Here is a 20,936-nt window from a genome sequence, read left to right on the forward strand (position 1 = left end):
CTTTTTTCTAAAACCGCTCATGAATCCCACTTCTTTGAAAATAGCTTTGGTTCAAACTGACCTTTATTGGAAAGACAAAACTGCAAACATGGCTATGTTGGAAGAAAAACTCATGAACTTGTCTTCTAATGTTGACCTGATCATATTGCCTGAAATGTTTTCGACAGGTTTTACAATGGATGCCAAAGAAGTGGCTGAACCCATGAACTTCACCACAACAAAATGGATAAAGCAAATGGCAGCCCAGACACAAGCTTTGGTCACAGGCAGCATAGTCATTGAGGAAAAGGGAAATTTTTACAACCGACTCCTTTGGGTCAGACCAGACGGGAAAGTTGATTTTTATGACAAGAGGCACTTGTTTAGGATGGCAGGAGAAGATGCCCATTACGATATGGGAACTGAGAGGAAATTATTTGAATTGAAGGGATGGAAAATAATGCCACAAATTTGCTATGACCTCAGGTTTCCTGTTTGGACAAGAAACAGGGTTGAGGATGACAAGCTGGAATACGACCTTCTTTTTTATATAGCAAGCTGGCCAAGTCCAAGAATCAGTGCATGGGATATTTTATTAAAGGCTAGGGCTGTAGAAAATCTTTCCTATTCCATAGGTGTAAACCGAATCGGTCAGGATGGTAATGGGATCCCTTATTCAGGCCATTCTGCAGTGTATAATTTCAAAGGTGAAACTTTGGGTTTCTCTGAAAGTAAAGAGGAAATTTTATTTATTGAGCTTGACCTTGATTCCCTGCAGGAATACAGGGAGAAATTCCCAGCTTGGCTTGATGTGGATATATTTGATTTGCAATGATTTTTTAATTTTCCGGCATAGGATTTTGACCGCAGTTAACCGAATTTCCCTTTTCTACTCGCCGATTTTCCCTTGGTATAATCCCTGTTTGAAACCGCAATAAATTGCTTAATTTAGCCGAAATTTTGAAAATTGGCCAAGATATTTTGGGTATAATCCGTTTGTTTCGGATGCCATTTTGTTTCTTTGGACCTTTTCGATTAAAAATTGTTATACCTATCTGAATCTATTGAAAATGACTACAAAAACAGCTAAAATTCTATATACGCTGACAGACGAAGCGCCTGCTTTGGCTACTTATTCTTTGTTACCTATTGTCAAAGCCTTTACTGATTCTGCCGGAATTGCGGTGGAGACAAGGGATATCTCTTTGTCAGGAAGGATTATAGCTTTATTTCCTGAGCATTTAAAACCGGAGCAGCAAATCAATGATGATTTGTCTGAATTAGGCAATATAGCCACTTTGCCGGAGGCCAATATTGTCAAGTTACCGAACATATCCGCTTCCATGCCGCAGTTGAAAGCAGCGATCAAAGAATTACAGGGGTTGGGATATGGATTGCCTGATTATCCAGATGATCCAAAAAGTGAAGAGGAAAAATCGGTCAAAGCTAAATACGATAAAGTAAAAGGAAGTGCTGTCAATCCGGTGCTGAGAGAAGGGAATTCAGACAGGAGAGCTCCATTGGCTGTAAAGCAATATGCCAAAAACAATCCACACAGTATGGGCAAGTGGTCTTCAGATTCCAAGACCCATGTTGCAAGCATGAGTCACGGTGATTTTTACGGAAGCGAAAAATCAGTCACATTGGAAAATGCCGGTTCTGTAAATATCGAATTGCATACAGCTGCGGGTAATGTAGTCAAATTGAAAGAAAAGCTCGCCTTGCAAAAAGGGGAAATCATTGATGCCTCTGTGTTGAGCGTTAAAGCGTTGAGACAATTTTTGAAGGAACAAATCGAAGATGCCAAAGCAGCAGGGGTTTTGTTTTCGCTCCATATGAAAGCCACTATGATGAAGGTCTCTGACCCGATTATTTTTGGTCATGCGGTAAAAGTGTTCTTTGCTCCGGTTTTTGAAAAGCATGCAGCTACTCTTAAAGAAATCGGGGTAGATGTAAATAATGGCTTTGGGGATTTGGTGTCCAAGCTTTCTTCCTTGCCTGCCGAAAAGAAAAAAGAAATTGAAGCTGATATAGAAGCTTGTCTTGCGAATGGTCCGGAGTTGGCTATGGTCAACTCAGACAAGGGAATCACAAACCTGCATGTGCCAAGTGATGTCATCATCGATGCGTCTATGCCTGCTATGATCAGGACATCAGGTAAGATGTGGGACAAGCAGGGTAAATTAAAAGATACCAAAGCCGTGATCCCTGACCGTTGCTATGCCGGTATTTATCAGGAGACAATCGATTTCTGTAAAGAACATGGGGCCTTCGATCCTTCTACAATGGGGAGTGTTCCCAATGTAGGTTTGATGGCACAGGCTGCAGAAGAATACGGTTCGCATAACAAGACTTTTGAGATAGAATCTGACGGAGTGGTAAAGGTTGTTTCTGAGTCAGGAGTGACTTTGATCGAACACAAAGTAGAGAAAGGTGACATATGGAGAATGTGCCAAACCAAGGACGCACCGGTGCAGGATTGGGTAAAGTTGGCAGTCAACCGTGCTAAAGCCACCGGTGTTCCCACTATTTTCTGGCTCGATGAAAAAAGAGCCCATGATGCAGAAATCATCAAAAAAGTGAATCAGTATCTACCAAATTATGATACAAAGGGTTTGGATATCCGGATTATGACTCCTGCTGCAGCGACACGATTTTCTTTAGAACAAATTAAGGCAGGAAAAGATGTGATTTCTGTTACGGGCAATGTGTTGAGAGATTACCTGACTGACTTATTCCCGATATTGGAATTAGGTACCAGTGCCAAAATGCTGTCAATAGTTCCTCTGATGAATGGGGGAGGACTTTTTGAAACAGGAGCAGGAGGTTCAGCTCCAAAACATGTCGAGCAGCTAATCGAAGAAAATCACCTCAGGTGGGATTCTTTGGGTGAATTCTTGGCTTTGGCCGTTTCTCTTGAACATTTAGGAGATACTTTCTCCAATGACAGGGCGAAGGTGTTGGCCGAGACTCTAGATCAGGCTACAGGCAAGTTTCTGGAAAATGACAAGTCACCGTCAAGAGATGCCAAAGAATTAGATAACAGAGGAAGTCATTTTTATTTGGCTATGTATTGGGCAGAAGCTTTGGCAGCACAAGACAAGGATTTAGATCTTAAAACCAAGTTTGGACCCATTGCCAAAGAATTGACTGAAAATGAAGCTAAAATCGTCTCAGAACTTAATGATGCCCAAGGAGTGAAAGTTGATATCGGAGGATATTATAAACTTGATGAAGCTAAAATATCAGCAGTCATGAGACCAAGTAAAACATTCAATGATATCTTAGCGAAAATTTAAATCTGATCAATAATCACCGAAAAGCGGCTCATGCCGCTTTTTTTTTGATCACTTGACAAAATAACTTCAGCTAATATAGACTTTATTAAAAAATGGACTCAAAAGTATGCTTCTGATTATCAGAGATTTGATTTTGGACGTTTTTTTCGCAATCGATTGTATTTTGTTTGTATTTTAAAATGTTCATTTTCAAACCTTTAAATATTTTGGGGAGCAAGATATATTTGGTAAATTTAGCCCATTAAAAATGGTTGATTATTTCAATTCTTGAGGATATAAGCTTCAAAAATTCGTTTTTGCATACTAACCAGTACAACAATAAATAAAATAACTATGAGCAAAATTAAAGTAGGAATCAACGGTTTCGGAAGGATCGGTAGATTGGTTTTTAGGGCAGCACAAAATAGAAGTGATGTTCAGGTCGTGGCTATCAATGACCTTATCGATGTAGATTACATGGCTTACATGTTGAAATATGATTCTACCCATGGTAGGTTTGAAGGAAGTGTGGAGGTAAAAGATGGTAAATTGGTAGTTAATGGCAATGAAATCCGAGTGACTGCAGAAAAAAGCCCTTCTAATTTGAAGTGGGGAGAAGTTGGTGCTGATTATGTAGTAGAATCTACCGGTATTTTTCTTACAAAGGAAACAGCACAAGGTCATATAGATGCAGGTGCCAAAAAAGTAATCATGTCTGCACCTTCCAAAGATGATACTCCTATGTTTGTGATGGGCGTAAATGAAGGTTCCTATACTTCAGATATGGTATTTGTTTCCAATGCTTCATGTACCACCAACTGTCTTGCACCTATTGCGAAGGTTTTGAATGACAATTGGGGTATCGAAGAAGGTTTGATGACCACAGTTCACGCCACTACTGCTACCCAAAAAACCGTTGACGGTCCGTCTGCAAAAGACTGGAGAGGCGGTAGAGGTGCAGCTCAAAACATCATCCCATCTTCAACTGGTGCAGCCAAAGCAGTTGGAAAAGTGATTCCTGAGTTGAACGGTAAATTGACAGGAATGGCTTTCAGGGTTCCAACTCCAAACGTTTCTGTTGTTGATTTGACAGTTAGATTGAAGAAGCCTGCTACTTACAAAGAAATTTGTGCAAAAATGAAAGAGGTATCAGAGACTTCAATGAAAGGTATCCTAGGTTATACTGAAGATGCTGTTGTTTCTACTGATTTCAATGGTGATCCTAGGACATCAATTTTTGATGCTGAAGCAGGTATCCAATTAAGTGATACTTTTGTAAAAGTGATTTCTTGGTATGACAATGAGTGGGGATATTCCAACAAAGTCGTTGACCTCTTGACCTATATAGCAAGCAAATCTTAATCAGTAATTAATTTGCAAAGAACTGGCTGTCTCAATTTGAGGCAGCCTTTTTTTTTGAAAATAGGGATATGTACCTTTATTTTCATTTTGTTACAGATAAGTTTGCAGGGTTCTGGATAACCAAAACCCACCAAGACAGTTAAATTAAGTATGGGTCAAAAATTACCTTTATTTCCTTTGAAACTTGTTGCCTTTCCCGGTGAACAATTGAATCTTCATATTTTTGAACCAAGGTATAAACAGCTAATCAAAGATATTGAAACTTCCAAAGGAACTTTTGGCATTGCGGTTTATTTGGATAAACTGATGCCCTTTGGGACAGAGGTAGAGTTGGAGGAGGTATCAAAAGTTTATGATGACGGCAGAATGGACATCAAGACCAGGGGGAAAAGGGTGTTTGAGATGCTTTCTTTTGAAAATCCCATGATTGATAAGCTGTATGCTGGCGGTAAAGTGGTCTTTTATGACAATGATCCCAGGGTGGGAAAAAACCAGTATAGCGAATTCATTTTTTATCTAAAAGAACTATTCAGGCTGATGGAATTTCAAACTGAAATTGTCCCACTCCATCTTAATTCCTTTTCTTTTGCCCACAAATTGGGATTAAGTCTACCCGAAGAATATGAACTTCTGCTGATGACAAATGAATCTGAGAGGATAAGATTTCTTGTCAGACACATGATGAAAATAATCCCAATTTTAAAGGATATTGAAAGCGCCAAAAAGAAAATCCAGATGAACGGACATTTTAAAAATCTAGATCCTTTGGATTTTTGACTGTCAAAGCCTTGTGATGTTGTCTTTTTTGACGAAAGCTACCTTTCCTCCCCAAGTAACCTCATACCATACATCTTTTGTTGATTTGATGATTACCCGGTGACCGGGCTCTACGACTTGAATCAATTTGCTTCCGGCTGTAGGCTGATCCATAACCAGGGTTGGGCTGCCTGTTACTATTCCTGTTTTGGGTTCAGAAAGAAAATTATTTATGACAAATACGATGACGATCAAAAAAACCGTGGGAAGGTAATACCTTGGTTTATCAGCTTTGGTCCTAAATACAAATAAAAGAATGAGAGAAAGGAAGAGCAAGAATGAAAATGTACTGGTTAGTTCTGTTTGAAAATCAGATACAAATTTAAATAATCTGTCACTGTCATCGAGTTCGTATCCTATTAGGTTTACTTGTTCGGTTAGGGATTTGATTTTCGTAATTACCCTTTGGTTGGGGTTTTGATCATAATATTTGGCTAAAAAGTAACTTGAACTTGAATAATCTCCCTTTCCCTCGGATATAAAAGCCATTTTCAAAAGCATCGCCGGGGAGAAAGTTTCTTCATTATTCAGCAAGTCTTCGTAAACTAACATTGCTTCTTGGTAATTCTTGGTCGAAAACAAAGAATCTGCTTTTTGGAGCTTTGATATATTGGCCTGACAATTAAAGCTTTGTAAAAAAGCGGATAAAAATATTATAAATTTTGTAAGAAAGATTCGGTTTAGGTTTGGCATTTTAAATTCAGAGGCTTAAATTTGCACTCCAATTACGGGAATGATTTAAAAAAAAACAAATCAATTCGTAACTGATTATCTCGCCTGATAACTATCAGAAAGATAAAAAAAGCAAATGATTCCGTAGCTCAGCTGGTAGAGCAATACACTTTTAATGTATGGGTCCTGGGTTCGAATCCCAGCGGGATCACTGAGAAATCAAAGGGTTTTTCAAAACAGATTGAATAAGTTCGGGGTGTAGCGTAGCCCGGTATCGCGCCACATTTGGGATGTGGAGGTCGTAGGTTCGAATCCTGCCACCCCGACAATATTGCCGGTCCTGTAGCTCAATTGGATAGAGCAACTGCCTTCTAAGCAGTAGGTTTCAGGTTCGATTCCTGACAGGATCACACAAAGACTTGAAGAGCATCTCTCCAAAGGGATGCTCGACTTATTATTGACTGTCTCTGTTCGTCTCAGCTTAAGTCAATGGCGATTATAAAAAAAGAAATGATTCCGTAGCTCAGCTGGTAGAGCAATACACTTTTAATGTATGGGTCCTGGGTTCGAATCCCAGCGGGATCACAAAACCTCCTTAAAAGGGAGGTTTTTTGTTTTTTTAACCTCAACCCATTTTTCAATAGATTTAAAAAGCTAAATAATGTCAGGATTTTTAGGTTATTTGGATCTAAAAAATTTAATTCGGTTTAAATTTCTGTAACCATATCTACCTTCTTGAGTAAACTCTTTTAGTGAGGTTTGAACCTACTCCTAACAAGCGCAAATTATGTCCAGAACTACTATCCAAAAAACAAAATTAAAAGTTGCCATTATCCTGACAGTTTTGATTGTTATGATTTTTGGAAAAAATATACTTGAAAGAAGAAATTTTAATGAGCTTGGAAATTCTTTCGTATCGTTTTATGAAGACAGGTTGGTAGTTGAAAGCTATATTTTTTCAATTTCCGAAAAGCTGTTTAGAATCAAGCTATTGGTGAACCATTGTCAGTTCGAAAGTGATTACAGCCACGTAGTGGATGAAATCAGTACTTTTGAATCCGATATCTTGAACCTTGTCAAGGAGTTTGAAGACACCAAATTGACCATTGCCGAGGCTGGCTTCTTGACGGATTTCAAAAAGATTATTCAGGAAAATCTTAGGATTGCTGATTATCAATCCCTTTATTCTGAGGAATCTGGAATAAATGCAGATAAAGTAAAAGAATACAATTCTTATATTGAAAAGGCGATTTTGGATTTGGAGAAGCTCTCTTTGATCCAAATTGAGGAGGGGAAAAAATTGGCGACTAATTCAGAAAAAGTGGTCAATAGATCCAAAATTTGGGCACAGTTTGAAGTGGCCGCGTTGGTGATTCTGATTGTGATTATTTATTTATTGATATATACTTCAAGGTCGATCAAATCTGATTTTGTAGAATAAAAAATGGAAGGCCTGCAGTTTTTGCAGGCCTTCATTATTTTAAAAAACAAGTGATTTCATAAATGCCGCATTTTTTTCAGCAGCTTCCATAGGGGTAGTCCCTTCAAATCTCTCTTGCTCTACAATAAAATATTTCATACCGTTGTCCATTCCTGCTCTTAGGATGGTGGGGAAATCCATAATTCCGGTACCAATAATAGTAGAACCGTTTGGTTCCGAAAACTCCAAATCACCGGATTTGTCCTTCACGTGGCCAAGTGTAAACCTGTTTGGGTATTTTTTGATATATTCAACTGGATCTTTGCCTGCAGTATAAACCCAATAGGTATCCATCTCAAATTCTACTAATTCCGGATCTGTATTTTCAAGTAGATATTCATGGGGGATTTGGCCATCCAAGTCTACAAATGTATATCCATGATTATGGTAGGCAAATTTGATCCCGTATTGTTTGCAAATTTCTCCCTGCTTGTTAAAATCATCATTGATTCTCTTGAAGTCATCCATGGATTTTTGAGGTCCTACCCAAGGGTTGATAAGGTATTTCATCCCGATTGCAGCAGCCTCCTCTGCTTGCTTTTCAAGATTTTCATAGGTATTGGCATGGGAAGCGATAAAAGAAAGCCCGAGATCATCAGTCAGACTCTTGAATTCAGTATTTTTCATTCCCCAAAATATCCCTTTTCCCCCATCAAATCCTTCGATCTGTGTATAGCCATAGCCGGCTACAGCCTTAATCGTTGCAACAGGGTCCTCTGCCATATTTTCTTTTACTGAATAAAGTTGGAGTCCGAAATTGTCCAATATCCCTGTAGAAGCACTCAAAACTGCTTCTGAAAGGGTGTCACTTTCTTTTTTTGGTGAACAAAATTGTAGGGGAAGGAAAGCACCTGCTCCCATAGCTGCACTTAACTTGATAAATTTTCTTCTGTTTTTCATGCTGGGGTTTGTTAAATTGACAAGAGACTGCAAAGGTACAGTCTCTTGATTTGGATATAAATTAAATGGCATAAGCTTTTTCTCCTGGCTTATATTCAATGCAGGGGTCATATTTACCGGGAACTTCGTAATACCTCAATTGCTGTGTTGCACCAATCTCAGAGGTGAAATATCCGAGCACTGTCAAATCCTGAAGCATTTTAACCACACCTGCATTTTTGTCTTCAGTATCGGCTGTTGCCTTGGCTTTCAATTCATTGAGATAGGCTGTACGTTCTTCCAAAGTAGCATCCATAAAATCGCTTCCTTTGCTTGATTTGAAGTCCTTTTTGATAAAATTCAGTCCATCGACAAAGGCTGTCTGCTGTTCGGCATTATAGGTGTCTTTTACCATCATTACCATAAATCCACCAATGCCAACTGCTTTGGCTCCCGGAGTATCTGTGGTAGGGATGATGGCCTCGCCGATTTCATCTAAGAATGCGATATCTTTTGGAGAAAACTCCAAGCCTACAATTTGGTCGTCAGGAGCGCATCCTGTGAGGATGACATTGGCGCCGACCATTGTTCCCCCCATCATTAAAACGACACTTTTCAAAGCATCTCTTCTATTCATTGCCATGATTGAGTTCTTTTTTAAAATTATAAATTTCCTTTTTTAAGTTCGCTGACGGCAAAATCCGCTGCCCTTGCTGTCAAAGCCATGTAAGTCAATGAAGGGTTTTGGGCTGCTGCAGAGGTCATACAGGCTCCATCGGTGACAAATACATTCTTTGCATCCCATACTTGGTTGTTACCGTTCAGAACAGAGGTTTTTGGATCTCGTCCCATCCTTGCAGTTCCCATTTCGTGGATTCCTTGTCCAAAAGTGTAACCTGCGTCAAATGTATTGACATTTTTCAAACCTGCTGCTTCAAGCATTTCAGCAGCGTCGTTCATCATGTCAATCCTCATTTTTTTCTCGTTTTCTTTTATTTCAGCATCCATCTCCAGAATTGAAATACCCCATTTGTCTACCTTGTCTTTGCTCAGTTTGATGGTATTTTCATGGTAAGGAAGTATTTCTCCAAAAGCGGTGATTCCCATACTCCATGGTCCTGGTTCGCTCAAGGCCTCCTTCATAGGTGCACCAAAATTCATCTCAGCGACATTTCTACTCCAACCTGAACGGGAAGCACCGCCCTGATAGCCAAAACCTCTCAAATAATCTCTCTTGTCTCCATCAATATTCCTGAACCTAGGGATATAAACCCCGTTTGGTCTTCTACCAAAGTAATACTTGTCCTCATATCCTTCCGCAACCCCATTTGCACCTAATCTGAAATGGTGGTCCATCACATTATGGCCCAATTCACCCGAGCTGCTTCCCAATCCTTCCGGCCAAATATCGGTCGCAGATCTCATCAGGATAGAGGTAGAATTGAAGGCAGATGCGCAAAGGAAAATAATTTTGGCATTGAATTCATAAGTCTGATTGGTTTCGCCATCGATGATTTCTACCCCGGTAGCTTTTTTGCTGTCCTTGTCATATATCAATTTGGTGACAATCGACCAAGGTCTCAAAGTTAAGTTCCCAGTTTTCACAGCAGCAGGCATAGTGGAAGCTTGGGTACTGAAATATCCTCCAAACGGGCAACCTAGTGAACATTTATTTCTAAACTGACATTGGGACCTTCCTTCCAAAGGCTGGGTAAGGTTGGCAACTCTGCCGATTGTCACTAATCTTTTTCCGTCAAATGCTTTTTTCACTCTTTCTGCTACATCTTTTTCTACACAGTTGAGTGGCATAGGTGGCTGAAAATCCCCGTCAGGCAATTGGGCAAGCCCGTCCTTATTTCCGGAAATACCCGCAAATTTTTCAACATGGCTGTACCAAGGTGCAAGATCTTTGTACCTGATGGGCCAATCCACAGCAATACCTTCTTTCAAGTTGGCTTCAAAATCCAAATCACCTAACCTATAGCTTTGTCTTCCCCAAAGCAAAGACCTTCCTCCGACCTGATATCCCCTGAACCATGTGAATGGTTTGGTTTCGATATAAGGTGATTCGGATTCGTGAGCCCACCAATCCAGGTTGAGTTCATTGAGCACATAATCTCTTTTGAGATTTGGATGTGCCTCGATCATTTCTGTAGTCCTTCTGCCTCTGTGAGGAACTTCCCAAGGGGCAAGGGTGGCTGATTTGTAATCGGTTTTGTGTACTACATTTGGTCCTCTTTCGAGCATGAGGACCTTAAGTCCTTTTTCTGTCAACTCTTTCGCGGCCCAGCCTCCGCTGATTCCGGAGCCGACTACGATAGCGTCATAGGTATTGTCTGCCATAATTAGTTATTGGTTGAATTTATTTATAGATCACATATTCTGACGGCCTCGGCAAGTGAAGCCATTTTGTCTGCCTTTTTTGGAACAAATTCTTGGCAGAAATATCCTTTGTACCCTGTATCCAAGATAGCTTTTACAATCGGTGGATAATAGATTTCTTGGGTCTCATCTATTTCATTCCTTCCGGGATTTCCGGCTGTATGGTAATGTCCAAAATATTGGTGGTCTCTTTTGATCGTGCGGATGATATCCCCTTCCATGATCTGCATATGGTAGATATCGTAAAGCAATTTCAGATTTGGTGAACCGACCATTTTGCAAAGTTCTATGCCCCAAGCGCTTTTGTCACACATATAATCTGCATGGTCGACCTTGCTGTTGAGAAGCTCCATGATAATCATGACATTGTGTTTTTCTGCAGTGGCCATGATTTTTTTGAGACCTTCAGCAGAATTCTTCAGCCCCGTCTCGTCGTCCATTCCGTTTCTGTTGCCGCTGAAGGCGATCAGATTTTTGTATCCTGCTTTTGCCACCAAAGGAATAACTTCCTCATAACCTTTGATCAACTGTTCATGGTTTTTAGGATCATTCCAACCTTTAACGATCCCCATGTCAGCGCCATTGCACAGCGAGCATACCACACCGTGTTTTTGAAGAATGTGCCAGTTGTTTGGACCGATCAAATCAATGGCATTGAATCCGATTTTTTTGATTTCAATACAAAGTTCCTCTATGGTCATCGGATTAAAAGGCCAATGACAGACGGCGTGGTTAACATTTCCTTTAAGCTGATAATCCATATCCTTTGCATTGGTATTGATTAATGGCAATCCGGTGGCCGCTGCCGTCCCCATCAATATTTTTTTTAGGCTGTTTCTTCTGCTGGTTTGGGTCATGATTCAAAAGGTTTTATTTCGGGTTTTTTGTTCATTGTTTCATTTTTAAAGAAAATCAGGAAAATCAGTACCACTAATATAGCAATACCTGATGGAATCATCCAGATGGACTTCCAATCATGTGTACCATCGGCATTCAAATATAAATCAGTGACTTGTCCGGCGACAGCAAATCCTATCAGCATTCCAAAGCCATAGGTAGCCAAGGTAATAAGTCCTTGAGCAGATGATTGAAATTTCTCCCCTGCCTTGGAATCGGTGTAGATTTGGCCGGAAACAAAAAAGAAATCGTAGCAGATACCATGAAGCGCAATGCCGATGATTAACAAATAAAGTCCGCCTCCAGCATCTCCAATCGAAAACAGCGCATACCGTACTACCCAAGCCAGCATTCCTACCAACATGGTCATTTTAAAGCCGAACTTTTTGAAGAAAAAAGGAAGCAAAAGCAGGAAGAACGCTTCTGAAACCTGTCCGATTGTCATTTTGCCGGTAGGGTCAGAAACGCCGATTTCAGCCAGGAATGGGTTGGCATTTTGATAATAAAAGGCCAAAGGAATACAGATCAGGATTGAAGATAAAAAGAAGATCGCGTAGTTTTTGTCCTTCAATAACTTTAGAGCGTCAAGTCCTATCAGATCGCCTATTTTAACTTTTTCATTTTTATTGGCTCTTGGTGGTGTCTTTGGGAGTGTAAAGGAAAACAATCCCAGAATCAATGAAGAAATCGAAGCCATCAGAAAAGTGTTTTTCAAGAAACCATTGGACATATTTCCCACTTCATCCCACATAAAAACATAGCTGATCGAAAGACCCGCAGCGATCCAACCAATTGTCCCCCAAACTCTGATGGGAGAAAATTCCTTTTCAGGGTCTTTCATTTGCCTAAAAGAAACTGAATTGACCAAGGCTAAGGTCGGCATATATAAAACCATGTATCCAAATATGAAAGGATAAAACAAATCGAAACTCGTGGCCTGATAGCATAGGTAAAGTAGAACTGCTCCGATCAGGTGGAGGAAGCCAAGAATTTTTTCTGCATTGAAATACCGGTCAGCTATCAGTCCGATGATAAATGGTGCAATGATAGCACCAAATGACTGGGTAGAAAATGCGGCACCGATCTGTGTATAGCTTGCGCCTAAGTTTGCAACCAAAAAGGTACCCATGGTCACATACCAGGAACCCCAAACGAAGAATTCCAAGAACATCATGAAAGAAAGTTGGGCTCTGGTTCCGGAATGCATATGTAGTGGTTGATTGGTTAAAATCAGATGAAATTAAGCAGTAAAGTATCAATTTTATGTTTAAAATTCAGGGATTTTGCCTTAATTTTAGTTTTTCCAAAATACAGAATTAAATAAGGCAATAAGCGGTTCAAAACTTTACCACTCATAACATCTTACTGCAACTGGTCATTTATTTCATTTCGTGTTTAAGTCAAACCAAATCATAATTTATCTTACAAGAAATTTAATACAATATCGTAAACCCTGAAAACCTAAAATCCAGAATAAATATGGCAGCACAGAAAAAACTCAAAATGGGAATGGTCGGCGGCGGTCCAGGTGCATTTATCGGTGCGATCCACCGGAGTGCGGCGCTGATGGACGGTTTGATAGAAATCACCGCAGGATCTTTTAGCAGCAACCCTGAAAAATCCCGACAGGCAGGTAAAGAACTCATGCTTGACCCATCGAGAGTTTATTCCTCTTATGAAGAAATGATCCAAAAGGAACTCGCCTTACCGGAATCTGAGCGAATAGACATCATCAGTATTGTAACTCCAAACAATGTTCACTTTGATCCGACCAAAAAAGCGTTGGAAGCAGGATTTCATGTTGTGCTGGACAAGCCGATGACATTGACCTATGACCAAGCCAAAGAATTATATAAAATTATCAAAAAGAGTGACAAGCTTTTTTGTCTGACCCATACCTACACAGGATATCCGATGATCAAGCAGATGAAGCAGATGGTCGCTGAGGGTGTCATAGGTGAAGTCAGGAAAGTCTATGTGGAATATCCGCAGGGATGGCTTCACAAACTCTTGGAATATGAAAACAAACAGGCTGAATGGAGAACCGACCCTACAAGAAATGGGAAAGCCGGTTGCTTTGGCGATATCGGAACCCACGCATTCAACCTTGCTGAATATGTCTCCGGGATCAAAGTTGCAAAAATCTGTGCAGACCTTGACATCAAAGTAGCTGGACGTCCGATAGATGATGATGGAGCGGTTTTGATGCGATTTGAAAACAACGCCTCAGGAATCCTTACAGCATCCCAAATAGACGCTGGATGTGAAAATAACCTCAAAATCCGAATTTACGGAGAAAAAGGAGGTCTCGAATGGATGCAGGAGGACAACAACACTTTGAGATTGAGGTGGTCTGACAGACCGGACGAGATCTACAGGGCCGGAAATGGCTATCTAGGCTCAATGGCCAATGAAAACACGAGGACACCTGCAGGCCATCCTGAAGGTTATATTGAAGCTTTTGCCAATATTTACAGAAACTTCGCCAGGACGATATATGCTTTGAGAAAAGGGGAGGAGCCCAAAGCCGAATGGCTTGATTTCCCCGGTGCAGAAGATGGAATCCGCGGTATGGCCTTTATCGAAAATGTCTTGGCAAGTTCGGCTTCCGATCAGAAATGGACACCGTTTAAGGTGGAATATTAAAAGTAGAAGCGAGAGTAGAAAAAAGTACGAAGTACTAATTACCAAATCCTCTGTTCTCTTGATGAATCGCTAATCCAACCTTGAAACTTTCCAATCATTTTAATTTTGCAATTTTGAAATTTTCCAATCTTAAAATCAAAAAAATAAACCTATGAAAACCATAAAAGGACCTGCAGTATTTTTGGCACAGTTTGCCGATGACAAAGCACCGTTCAACAGCCTAAAAAGTATTTGTGAGTGGATGTCGGCAGCCGGATACAAAGGTGTGCAGATTCCATCTTGGGATGGAAGATTGATAGACCTTCAAAAAGCTGCTGAAAGCAAAACCTACGCCGATGAAATCAAAGGCATCGTTAATGCCACAGGCATGCAAATCACCGAACTTTCCAGCCACCTTCAAGGTCAGTTGGTGGCAACTCATCCTGCTTACAACGAGCTTTTCGATGGCTTTGCTCCAGCAAACCTAGCAGGCAATTTAAAAGCAAAATCCGAATGGGCAACCCAACAGCTGAAATTCGCTGCCAAAGCCTCCTCCAATCTTGGACTGAATGCACATGCCACTTTCTCCGGAGCGCTGATGTGGCAGACAGTATATCCTTGGCCACAGCGTCCGGCAGGTTTGGTCGATACAGGATTCACAGAATTGGCAAAAAGATGGATGCCCATCTTGGATACTTTTGAAGAATACGGCGTCGATGTCTGCTATGAACTCCATCCCGGAGAAGACCTTCACGATGGCATCACATTTGAAATGTTTTTGGAAAAAGTAAATAACCATAAACGAGCAAATATTCTTTATGACCCAAGCCACTTTGTATTGCAGTGCCTCGACTATTTACAATTCATTGATTTCTATCACGAAAGGATCAAGATGTTCCATGTCAAAGACGCAGAATTTAATCCAACTGGCAAGCAGGGCGTCTATGGAGGATACCAAGGATGGGTGCAGCGTGCCGGAAGATTCCGCTCCTTGGGAGATGGTCAAGTAGATTTTAGTGGTATCTTTAGCAAACTTTCGCAGTACGACTACTCCGGTTGGGCAGTACTCGAATGGGAATGTGCCATCAAACATCCAGAGCAGGGAGCACTTGAAGGAGCTCCATTTATTGCAGACCACATCATCAGGGTCACTGAAAAAGCTTTTGATGATTTTGCTTCGGCAGGAGCTGACGAGGCGTTTAACAAAAAAATCCTAGGAATTTAAATTACCATTAACCTATATTTTATGAAACTGATTAAATCATTGACTCTTGGCTTGATAGCCGTATCTGCTTTAACCTACTCCTGTGGTGGAGGTTCTACTTCCGAAACCTCTACAGAGACTGCGGTCACTACTCCTCCGCCTGCTGCGGCTCCCGTTAGTCTGGAGGATAAATACAAAGACAACCCACTCTTTATCGCAGGTCAAGCAAAGACCAAAGAAGCAGGCTGTACAGCTTGCCACATGGTGGAAAGAAAAATCGTAGGACCATCTTACGCGGATGTAGCCGCCAAATATGAAAGTACTCCTGAAAACATCGCCTTACTTACCAAGCACGTGATCGAAGGACACGTAGGAACTTGGGGTGAAATCATGATGCCTTCTCATCCGCAACTTGCTCCCGCAGATGTGGAAGAAATGGTGAAGTATGTTCTCCTTTTGAAAAAATAATAATGAAAAAACAAGCATTTATATTCCTGGTTTCTGCTTCCATGGCATTTGCCTGCGGAGGAAACCAAGAAACATCGGAGGAAATTGAAGTGGTAGAGGCAGCTGAAACAGTTGCTCCTGAATCTGAATGGGTAAGCCTATTTGATGGAACTTCATTAAACGGTTGGTCCAAATATGGAGGAGGTGAAGTCGGCAAAGCCTGGAAAGTTCAGGATGGTGCCATTTACCTTGATGCCACCAACAAAGCCGGCTGGCAAACAGGAGATGGTGGTGACATCGTGACCAATGAGGAGTTTGATAATTATCACTTACAGGTGGAATGGAAAATAGCTCCAAACGGAAACAGCGGTATTATTTTCTTTGTGCACGAAGCGCCGGAATACACCTATCCTTGGAACACCGGTATGGAAATGCAGGTTCTTGACAATGATGGACATCCTGATGCCAAGATTGTCAGCCACCGTGCAGGTGATTTGTATGACCTGATCGTCAGCAGCGAAGAGACGGTGAAGCCTGTCGGAGAATGGAATCTTGCTGAGATCATCGCCAAAGACGGTAACCTTGAACTTCATCTTAACGGTGTCATGATCGTTTCTACCACTCTTTGGACTCCTGAATGGGAAGCGTTGATTGCCAAAAGCAAATTCAAGGACATGCCTGGATTCGGTACTTTCAAGAAAGGCAAGATCGCCCTTCAAGACCATGGTGATGAAGTTTGGTTTAAAAACATCAGAATCAAGAAGCTGTAGATTTCTACAAAATTCATTGAAAAAAAAGAAACCCGAGCCTTGGCTCGGGTTTTATTGTTTATTTGGGAAAGCAATTTATTTTCCCGGAAGCCTAAAAACCAGGCCTCCATCAAACCCAAATTGGTACATAGTTGAATAAGTTGAAATCCCTGCTCCTGCACCTCCTGTACCAAAAAATAATCCACCCCCTACTGATTGAACAGCTGAGAATAATGATGCCTGAATCCTGATCGCTATATTGTCAGCAACCCAAAAGTTTGATCCACCCCGGATATTCCATGCAAATTTTGTCCCGTTGTTGGTATTTCCGTTGTCTGGATTTCTCACGTTAAAAATACCCATACCCAAGCCCCCTCCAACAAAAGGTTCTACGGTTTCATTGATCGGAATATAATTGGTGAAATTCAACATGATCCAATTAATTCCCAAATCAAAATTTGCCCTATTCAGCCCACCCCCTCCGATGCTCGGGTCCCGGAATGTCGTAGGGGCAAAGGTATCCTGTCTTTTATATTGGATTTCGATGGCGCGATTACCGGGAATGGCATACTCCAATCCCACACCCCATCTGAACCCGTCTTGGATTTGTCCTTCAACGTAAGAATTTGCCGAATAGAAATTGTCAAAACTGTCCGGGAATACATATCCAGCATAAGTATTTACACGCAGTCCCTGTGAAAAACTAATTCCACTTACAAATACAAATACTATAAGAATTATTGATTTTTTCATTTTAATAGGGTTTATATTGTTGTTTTTTTTGATTAAATTAATCAATTTACTCCTTCTTTTTTCCTGTGAAAGTTCCCTCTGCCATCGTTCCTAATTTTACTTTTCCCTTCATTTCATTTCCGGTTACTGTACCGTCATATTCGATAATTTCGCCACTAATGCTGAATTCAAGGTGAATGATATTGACTTTGAGTGTTCCTTTTACCTCTGAATCTCCCAACTGACCGGAATAAGTTCCTTTGAGATTGGTGGCGTCCACGTGGTCAAGTACAAATGTCGGCGAACCGCTGCCCATATTTGTCTCAACATTCATTATCCACGTTCCTTTTACATTTGGGGCGGTTTGTGCCTGCAGAAAATCAGTTTTTACTAGAAACAATAAGATGAGAATAAAGGCTAATTTTTTCATTTCAATTGAATTAAGTGAAAGTCTAATTTAAGAAAATTCTGATATTATTTATTTCACTTTTTATGCTCTATGGGAAAGTTTTTGATTACTGCTTTTTGATTTAAATTTGATGTTTGGCATACCTACAATGGCAATATCCCATTAGTAGTGTTTTGAGGAATTAACCGAAGAGATGGGATTGAAGGATTTAGGCAAAAGCAGCCTTTTGCTGCTTTTCTAATTTACTGACTACCATCAATAGAATCAGGCCGATGGAAAACCAAATGGCCAAAGCAATGATCGAATTGCGCATGCTGCCGGTGAGGTTGTCCATTAATCCCCACATTACGAGTCCGCACATCATGGCCAACTTTTCGCAAACATCAAAGAAGCTGAAGTAACCTGCGTTGTTTTCTGTTTTAGGAATAAACTTCGCATATGTCGACCGGGACAAGGATTGAATTCCTCCCATCACCATCCCAATAAAGAAACCTGCGATGTAAAAGTGGAAGGCGGTTTGAATAAAATAGCTGCCGATGCAAACGAAAATCCAAATAGTCACTGCAATAGTCAGTGCCTGAAGGTTTCCCATCTTTTTGGAAATCCATGCAAACAGGAACGCACCGATAATACCTACATATTCCAATAAAAGGATTGTAATGATCAACTCAGTCATTCCCATCCCTACTTCTTTTTCACCAAAAGAAGCAGCCATAAACATTACTGTCTGAACTCCCATGATGTAAAAGAAAAAGCTCATCAGGTACATCTTTAATTTTGGTTCGTTCTTTAACCTCCCCCAAATCTTGGCCAATTCCCGGTATCCGTTGAGGAGAAATTGCCTCTCTGTCGTGGTTTTGGAATAGATTCCCTTGGGAAGCTTTCGAAAAGTAACCTGCGCAAATCCAAACCACCATATGCCTGTGAGGAGAAATGAAATTCTGGGAAGCAGCGAACCATCTTCTATGCCAAGGGCTTCCTGATTGAGGATGGCAGCAAGATTGAGGAGTAGTAGGGTCGTAGAACCGATATAGCCAAATGCGTAACCCCGCGCACTGACTTTGTCCTGTTGGTCTTCGGTGGCGATAGCGGGAAGATATGAATTATAAAAAACAATGCTGCCCGAATAGCCGATCGTCGCCAGCATCATAAAGGCCAATCCGAAGTGGACCATTTTGGGTCCATCAAAAAAGAAAAGAGATGAACATCCGATCGCTCCCTGGTAGCAAAAAAACTGCATAAACTTTTTTTGATTGCTGTAATAATCCGATATCGAAGACAGGAGGGGAGAAACTAGGGCAATGATTCCAAAAGCAAGTCCCAGGTTGATGGAGTAAGCCGCTGTATTTTCGATCTCAAATCTAAAAACCGTGATTTTGCTGCCGGCGTCGGTGGTAGTAATCGAATTGTAATATGCCGGGAAAATCGCCGAAGCGATCACGAGCGAATAGACTGAATTGGACCAATCATACATGGCCCAAGCACGAATCGTTTTTCGGTCATTCTTTGCGATGACCTGACTGTCTTCTTTCATCTGATTTGGTTATTGGGCTAGTGGTATCCAATGAAGATAAAAAGAATTTTGTCCAAAAAACAGAAGGATAAATCATAACAATCATATCAAACCCATTACCTGATTTTTTACGATCAGGAATTAGATTTTTTAGGCAAGTTTCAGTTTCAAAGAAAACAGGTAATTGAAATAAGGGATTTTCTTCATGATATAAATGATGAGCAAACAAAGAAACAGAACTGCCCCTGTAAAAACCATTCCCCCTATAAATGTGCTGAAAAAGCTAAATTCCATGAAAAATGGTTTGATCAATGCGCCGACGATTCTATGTAGAAGATAGATGCCCAAGGTATTTTTACTGACATGTCGGATTATTTTACCTGAAATGCCACGGTTATTGTATTGCATCGAAAGGATAAAAATGGATACGACAATGACTAATGCAAAGACAGAATCAAACGCTTCGAAGCCAATGTCCCAGGTTTCCCCTTGTCTGAATGATATAAGGACACCATAGGAAAATAGCAAGACCATAGACACCGGGATTGCTATAAAGGACAGTATCCGGTTTCTGTTGGTAAGGATGGAGTCTTTCATAGAGAAAACAATTCCACCCAGCATGAAATAGCCGATAGAAAAACCATAGATTCCGCTGAAAGCATTGAACCCGCCAAAGTAATTGAGGAAAAAATAAGTGTTCAAAAATTTTCCCGAAACGGTGCTTGCCACATTCAGCAGAAGCCCGATGAAGGTGTTGCCAAATGACAAAATCATCACACAGGCAAAAAAGAAAAAAAAGTAACTCTTCTTTGTTTTGAAGGCCAGAAATAACAAAGGGAAAAATATGTAGATCACCACAAGTGCTTCCAAAAACCAAAGGTGGTTTGCCCATCCGGTTTTCAAAGTATAGATATCCTTTATGATTCCAGATACAGAAATACTTTCACCATTTATCAACGAAAGTGAAATCATAGTAATGAATCCCCAAATAATAACCAGGATGACAGTTTTTAAAATCTTGGACAAATGGGCTTTAAGACTTAATCCTGGTTTGTTGAATAGCAAAGCGCCATTGATAAAAAAGAAAATCGGCACGCAGGTGCTGAAAATGGAGAAAATAAAGAAATTGGAATAAGCCCCTGTTTTTCCTGTCCCAATAAAGTCAACTTCCATAATTGGGAAATGGTAAATCAGGACAAAATAAATGGCAATTGCCTTCATCAAATCCAATCCGTCATAGGTTTGGTGTTTTTTTACAACAGGAGGGTTTTGTTGCATTACAAAAATTTAATTAGGTGGTTTATTTCTGAGAAAGGGAAACTTTTCATTAAGGATAATTCAACAATAAGCAAAAAACGCCGCTTAGATCGGTTTGTTGAAAAGGGACTTTCTGAAATCAAAACTAAACCATTATAATGCCACTTCCAAAATTGGAATTTGGAAATGGCCCGGACATGTATAGGCCAGGTAAGTTGAAAAAAATATATGACCTCCTTAGAATGCTTATTGGGT

At 40.5% G+C, this 20,936-nt stretch carries 19 protein-coding genes and 4 tRNA genes; 13 read left to right on the plus strand and 10 right to left on the minus strand.

All coding sequences use genetic code 11. The features are described from left to right. The first annotated feature begins 19 nt into the window (after positions 1 to 19). The 4 genes from NK987_RS19130 to NK987_RS19145 all read left to right on the plus strand — a co-directional run bounded on the left by NK987_RS19130 (position 20) and on the right by NK987_RS19145 (position 5,396). Positions 20 to 814: an amidohydrolase gene (locus NK987_RS19130; protein ID WP_259265166.1), complete on the plus strand. Its 795-nt coding sequence runs from the start codon at positions 20 to 22 to the stop codon at positions 812 to 814. 235 nt (positions 815 to 1,049) lie between these two features. Next, positions 1,050 to 3,278, plus strand: coding sequence for an NADP-dependent isocitrate dehydrogenase (locus NK987_RS19135; RefSeq protein WP_259265167.1), 2,229 nt, complete (start codon positions 1,050 to 1,052; stop codon positions 3,276 to 3,278). A 333-nt stretch (positions 3,279 to 3,611) separates the two neighbouring features. Further along, positions 3,612 to 4,619, plus strand: coding sequence for a type I glyceraldehyde-3-phosphate dehydrogenase (gene gap, locus NK987_RS19140; protein WP_258424426.1), 1,008 nt, complete (start codon positions 3,612 to 3,614; stop codon positions 4,617 to 4,619). Between the two features lie 150 nt (positions 4,620 to 4,769). Then, complete coding sequence (locus tag NK987_RS19145) at positions 4,770 to 5,396, plus strand: LON peptidase substrate-binding domain-containing protein (RefSeq protein ID WP_258424425.1); 627 nt, start codon at positions 4,770 to 4,772, stop codon at positions 5,394 to 5,396. Between the two features lie 3 nt (positions 5,397 to 5,399). On the opposite strand, the gene NK987_RS19150 is transcribed toward NK987_RS19145, so the two are convergent. Then, complete coding sequence (locus NK987_RS19150) at positions 5,400 to 6,017, minus strand: hypothetical protein (RefSeq protein ID WP_338021207.1); 618 nt, start codon at positions 6,015 to 6,017, stop codon at positions 5,400 to 5,402. A gap of 228 nt (positions 6,018 to 6,245) precedes the next feature. Here NK987_RS19150 and NK987_RS19155 point away from each other — a divergent pair. The 5 genes from NK987_RS19155 to NK987_RS19175 all read left to right on the plus strand — a co-directional run bounded on the left by NK987_RS19155 (position 6,246) and on the right by NK987_RS19175 (position 7,548). Next, positions 6,246 to 6,318, plus strand: a tRNA-Lys gene (locus NK987_RS19155). A 41-nt stretch (positions 6,319 to 6,359) separates the two neighbouring features. After that, positions 6,360 to 6,433 (plus strand) — tRNA-Pro (locus NK987_RS19160). Between the two features lie 10 nt (positions 6,434 to 6,443). Beyond that, positions 6,444 to 6,517 (plus strand) — tRNA-Arg (locus NK987_RS19165). Positions 6,518 to 6,619: 102 nt separating this feature from the next. Further along, positions 6,620 to 6,692: transfer RNA gene (locus tag NK987_RS19170), tRNA-Lys, on the plus strand. Positions 6,693 to 6,894: 202 nt separating this feature from the next. Continuing rightward, entirely contained in the window at positions 6,895 to 7,548 is a 654-nt protein-coding gene (locus NK987_RS19175; RefSeq protein ID WP_258424421.1) for an MCP four helix bundle domain-containing protein, read from the plus strand. Between the two features lie 39 nt (positions 7,549 to 7,587). On the opposite strand, the gene NK987_RS19180 is transcribed toward NK987_RS19175, so the two are convergent. The 5 genes from NK987_RS19180 to NK987_RS19200 form a co-directional block, all read right to left on the minus strand. Beyond that, on the minus strand, positions 7,588 to 8,487 hold the full coding sequence (locus NK987_RS19180) for a sugar phosphate isomerase/epimerase family protein (protein WP_259265169.1): 900 nt from the start codon (positions 8,485 to 8,487) through the stop codon (positions 7,588 to 7,590). Positions 8,488 to 8,548: 61 nt separating this feature from the next. Beyond that, the gene (locus NK987_RS19185; protein ID WP_259265170.1) at positions 8,549 to 9,109 is read right to left on the minus strand and encodes a gluconate 2-dehydrogenase subunit 3 family protein; all 561 of its coding nucleotides are present in this window, start codon (positions 9,107 to 9,109) and stop codon (positions 8,549 to 8,551) included. Positions 9,110 to 9,129: 20 nt separating this feature from the next. Next, positions 9,130 to 10,809, minus strand: coding sequence for a GMC oxidoreductase (locus tag NK987_RS19190; protein WP_259265171.1), 1,680 nt, complete (start codon positions 10,807 to 10,809; stop codon positions 9,130 to 9,132). 23 nt (positions 10,810 to 10,832) lie between these two features. Then, entirely contained in the window at positions 10,833 to 11,705 is an 873-nt protein-coding gene (locus tag NK987_RS19195; protein ID WP_259265172.1) for a hydroxypyruvate isomerase family protein, read from the minus strand. Then, on the minus strand, positions 11,702 to 12,952 hold the full coding sequence (locus NK987_RS19200; RefSeq protein ID WP_259265173.1) for a nucleoside permease: 1,251 nt from the start codon (positions 12,950 to 12,952) through the stop codon (positions 11,702 to 11,704). The genes NK987_RS19195 and NK987_RS19200 overlap by 4 nt, the downstream gene beginning before the upstream one ends. Positions 12,953 to 13,224: 272 nt before the next feature. Between NK987_RS19200 and NK987_RS19205 the strand changes: the two genes are divergently transcribed. The 4 genes from NK987_RS19205 to NK987_RS19220 all read left to right on the plus strand — a co-directional run bounded on the left by NK987_RS19205 (position 13,225) and on the right by NK987_RS19220 (position 16,791). After that, positions 13,225 to 14,391 (plus strand): Gfo/Idh/MocA family protein, encoded by a 1,167-nt coding sequence (locus NK987_RS19205; protein WP_259265174.1) that lies wholly within the window; start codon positions 13,225 to 13,227, stop codon positions 14,389 to 14,391. A 151-nt stretch (positions 14,392 to 14,542) separates the two neighbouring features. Beyond that, a complete protein-coding gene (locus NK987_RS19210; protein WP_259265175.1) occupies positions 14,543 to 15,595 on the plus strand; it encodes a sugar phosphate isomerase/epimerase family protein in 1,053 nt (350 codons plus the stop codon). Between the two features lie 21 nt (positions 15,596 to 15,616). Continuing rightward, positions 15,617 to 16,042 (plus strand): c-type cytochrome, encoded by a 426-nt coding sequence (locus tag NK987_RS19215; RefSeq protein ID WP_258424413.1) that lies wholly within the window; start codon positions 15,617 to 15,619, stop codon positions 16,040 to 16,042. 2 nt (positions 16,043 to 16,044) lie between these two features. Further along, the gene (locus tag NK987_RS19220; protein WP_259265176.1) at positions 16,045 to 16,791 is read left to right on the plus strand and encodes a 3-keto-disaccharide hydrolase; all 747 of its coding nucleotides are present in this window, start codon (positions 16,045 to 16,047) and stop codon (positions 16,789 to 16,791) included. A gap of 75 nt (positions 16,792 to 16,866) precedes the next feature. Here the strand turns inward: NK987_RS19220 and NK987_RS19225 are convergent, their stop codons facing one another. The 4 genes from NK987_RS19225 to NK987_RS19240 form a co-directional block, all read right to left on the minus strand. After that, complete coding sequence (locus NK987_RS19225; RefSeq protein ID WP_259265177.1) at positions 16,867 to 17,523, minus strand: porin family protein; 657 nt, start codon at positions 17,521 to 17,523, stop codon at positions 16,867 to 16,869. A 46-nt stretch (positions 17,524 to 17,569) separates the two neighbouring features. After that, entirely contained in the window at positions 17,570 to 17,932 is a 363-nt protein-coding gene (locus NK987_RS19230) for a hypothetical protein (protein WP_258424410.1), read from the minus strand. A 187-nt stretch (positions 17,933 to 18,119) separates the two neighbouring features. Further along, positions 18,120 to 19,445: an MFS transporter gene (locus NK987_RS19235; protein WP_259265178.1), complete on the minus strand. Its 1,326-nt coding sequence runs from the start codon at positions 19,443 to 19,445 to the stop codon at positions 18,120 to 18,122. A gap of 129 nt (positions 19,446 to 19,574) precedes the next feature. Then, positions 19,575 to 20,702: an acyltransferase gene (locus NK987_RS19240; protein WP_259265179.1), complete on the minus strand. Its 1,128-nt coding sequence runs from the start codon at positions 20,700 to 20,702 to the stop codon at positions 19,575 to 19,577. Positions 20,703 to 20,936: the final 234 nt, after the last annotated feature.

The sequence above is a fragment of the Aquiflexum gelatinilyticum genome, from assembly GCF_024813435.1.
Classification (GTDB): Bacteria; Bacteroidota; Bacteroidia; order Cytophagales; family Cyclobacteriaceae; genus Cognataquiflexum; species Cognataquiflexum gelatinilyticum.

What these genes read in the sequence shown, in the direction of transcription:
- NK987_RS19130 (WP_259265166.1), top strand. Translation starts at nt 20, where the DNA reads ATGAATCCCACTTCTTTGAAAATAGCTTTGGTTCAAACTGACCTTTAT.
- NK987_RS19135 (WP_259265167.1), top strand. Translation starts at nt 1,050, where the DNA reads ATGACTACAAAAACAGCTAAAATTCTATATACGCTGACAGACGAAGCG.
- gap (WP_258424426.1), top strand. Translation starts at nt 3,612, where the DNA reads ATGAGCAAAATTAAAGTAGGAATCAACGGTTTCGGAAGGATCGGTAGA.
- NK987_RS19145 (WP_258424425.1), top strand. Translation starts at nt 4,770, where the DNA reads ATGGGTCAAAAATTACCTTTATTTCCTTTGAAACTTGTTGCCTTTCCC.
- NK987_RS19175 (WP_258424421.1), top strand. Translation starts at nt 6,895, where the DNA reads ATGTCCAGAACTACTATCCAAAAAACAAAATTAAAAGTTGCCATTATC.
- NK987_RS19180 (WP_259265169.1), bottom strand. Translation starts at nt 8,487, where the DNA reads ATGAAAAACAGAAGAAAATTTATCAAGTTAAGTGCAGCTATGGGAGCA.
- NK987_RS19185 (WP_259265170.1), bottom strand. Translation starts at nt 9,109, where the DNA reads ATGGCAATGAATAGAAGAGATGCTTTGAAAAGTGTCGTTTTAATGATG.
- NK987_RS19190 (WP_259265171.1), bottom strand. Translation starts at nt 10,809, where the DNA reads ATGGCAGACAATACCTATGACGCTATCGTAGTCGGCTCCGGAATCAGC.
- NK987_RS19195 (WP_259265172.1), bottom strand. Translation starts at nt 11,705, where the DNA reads ATGACCCAAACCAGCAGAAGAAACAGCCTAAAAAAAATATTGATGGGG.
- NK987_RS19200 (WP_259265173.1), bottom strand. Translation starts at nt 12,952, where the DNA reads ATGCATTCCGGAACCAGAGCCCAACTTTCTTTCATGATGTTCTTGGAA.
- NK987_RS19205 (WP_259265174.1), top strand. Translation starts at nt 13,225, where the DNA reads ATGGCAGCACAGAAAAAACTCAAAATGGGAATGGTCGGCGGCGGTCCA.
- NK987_RS19210 (WP_259265175.1), top strand. Translation starts at nt 14,543, where the DNA reads ATGAAAACCATAAAAGGACCTGCAGTATTTTTGGCACAGTTTGCCGAT.
- NK987_RS19215 (WP_258424413.1), top strand. Translation starts at nt 15,617, where the DNA reads ATGAAACTGATTAAATCATTGACTCTTGGCTTGATAGCCGTATCTGCT.
- NK987_RS19220 (WP_259265176.1), top strand. Translation starts at nt 16,045, where the DNA reads ATGAAAAAACAAGCATTTATATTCCTGGTTTCTGCTTCCATGGCATTT.
- NK987_RS19225 (WP_259265177.1), bottom strand. Translation starts at nt 17,523, where the DNA reads ATGAAAAAATCAATAATTCTTATAGTATTTGTATTTGTAAGTGGAATT.
- NK987_RS19230 (WP_258424410.1), bottom strand. Translation starts at nt 17,932, where the DNA reads ATGAAAAAATTAGCCTTTATTCTCATCTTATTGTTTCTAGTAAAAACT.
- NK987_RS19235 (WP_259265178.1), bottom strand. Translation starts at nt 19,445, where the DNA reads ATGAAAGAAGACAGTCAGGTCATCGCAAAGAATGACCGAAAAACGATT.
- NK987_RS19240 (WP_259265179.1), bottom strand. Translation starts at nt 20,702, where the DNA reads ATGCAACAAAACCCTCCTGTTGTAAAAAAACACCAAACCTATGACGGA.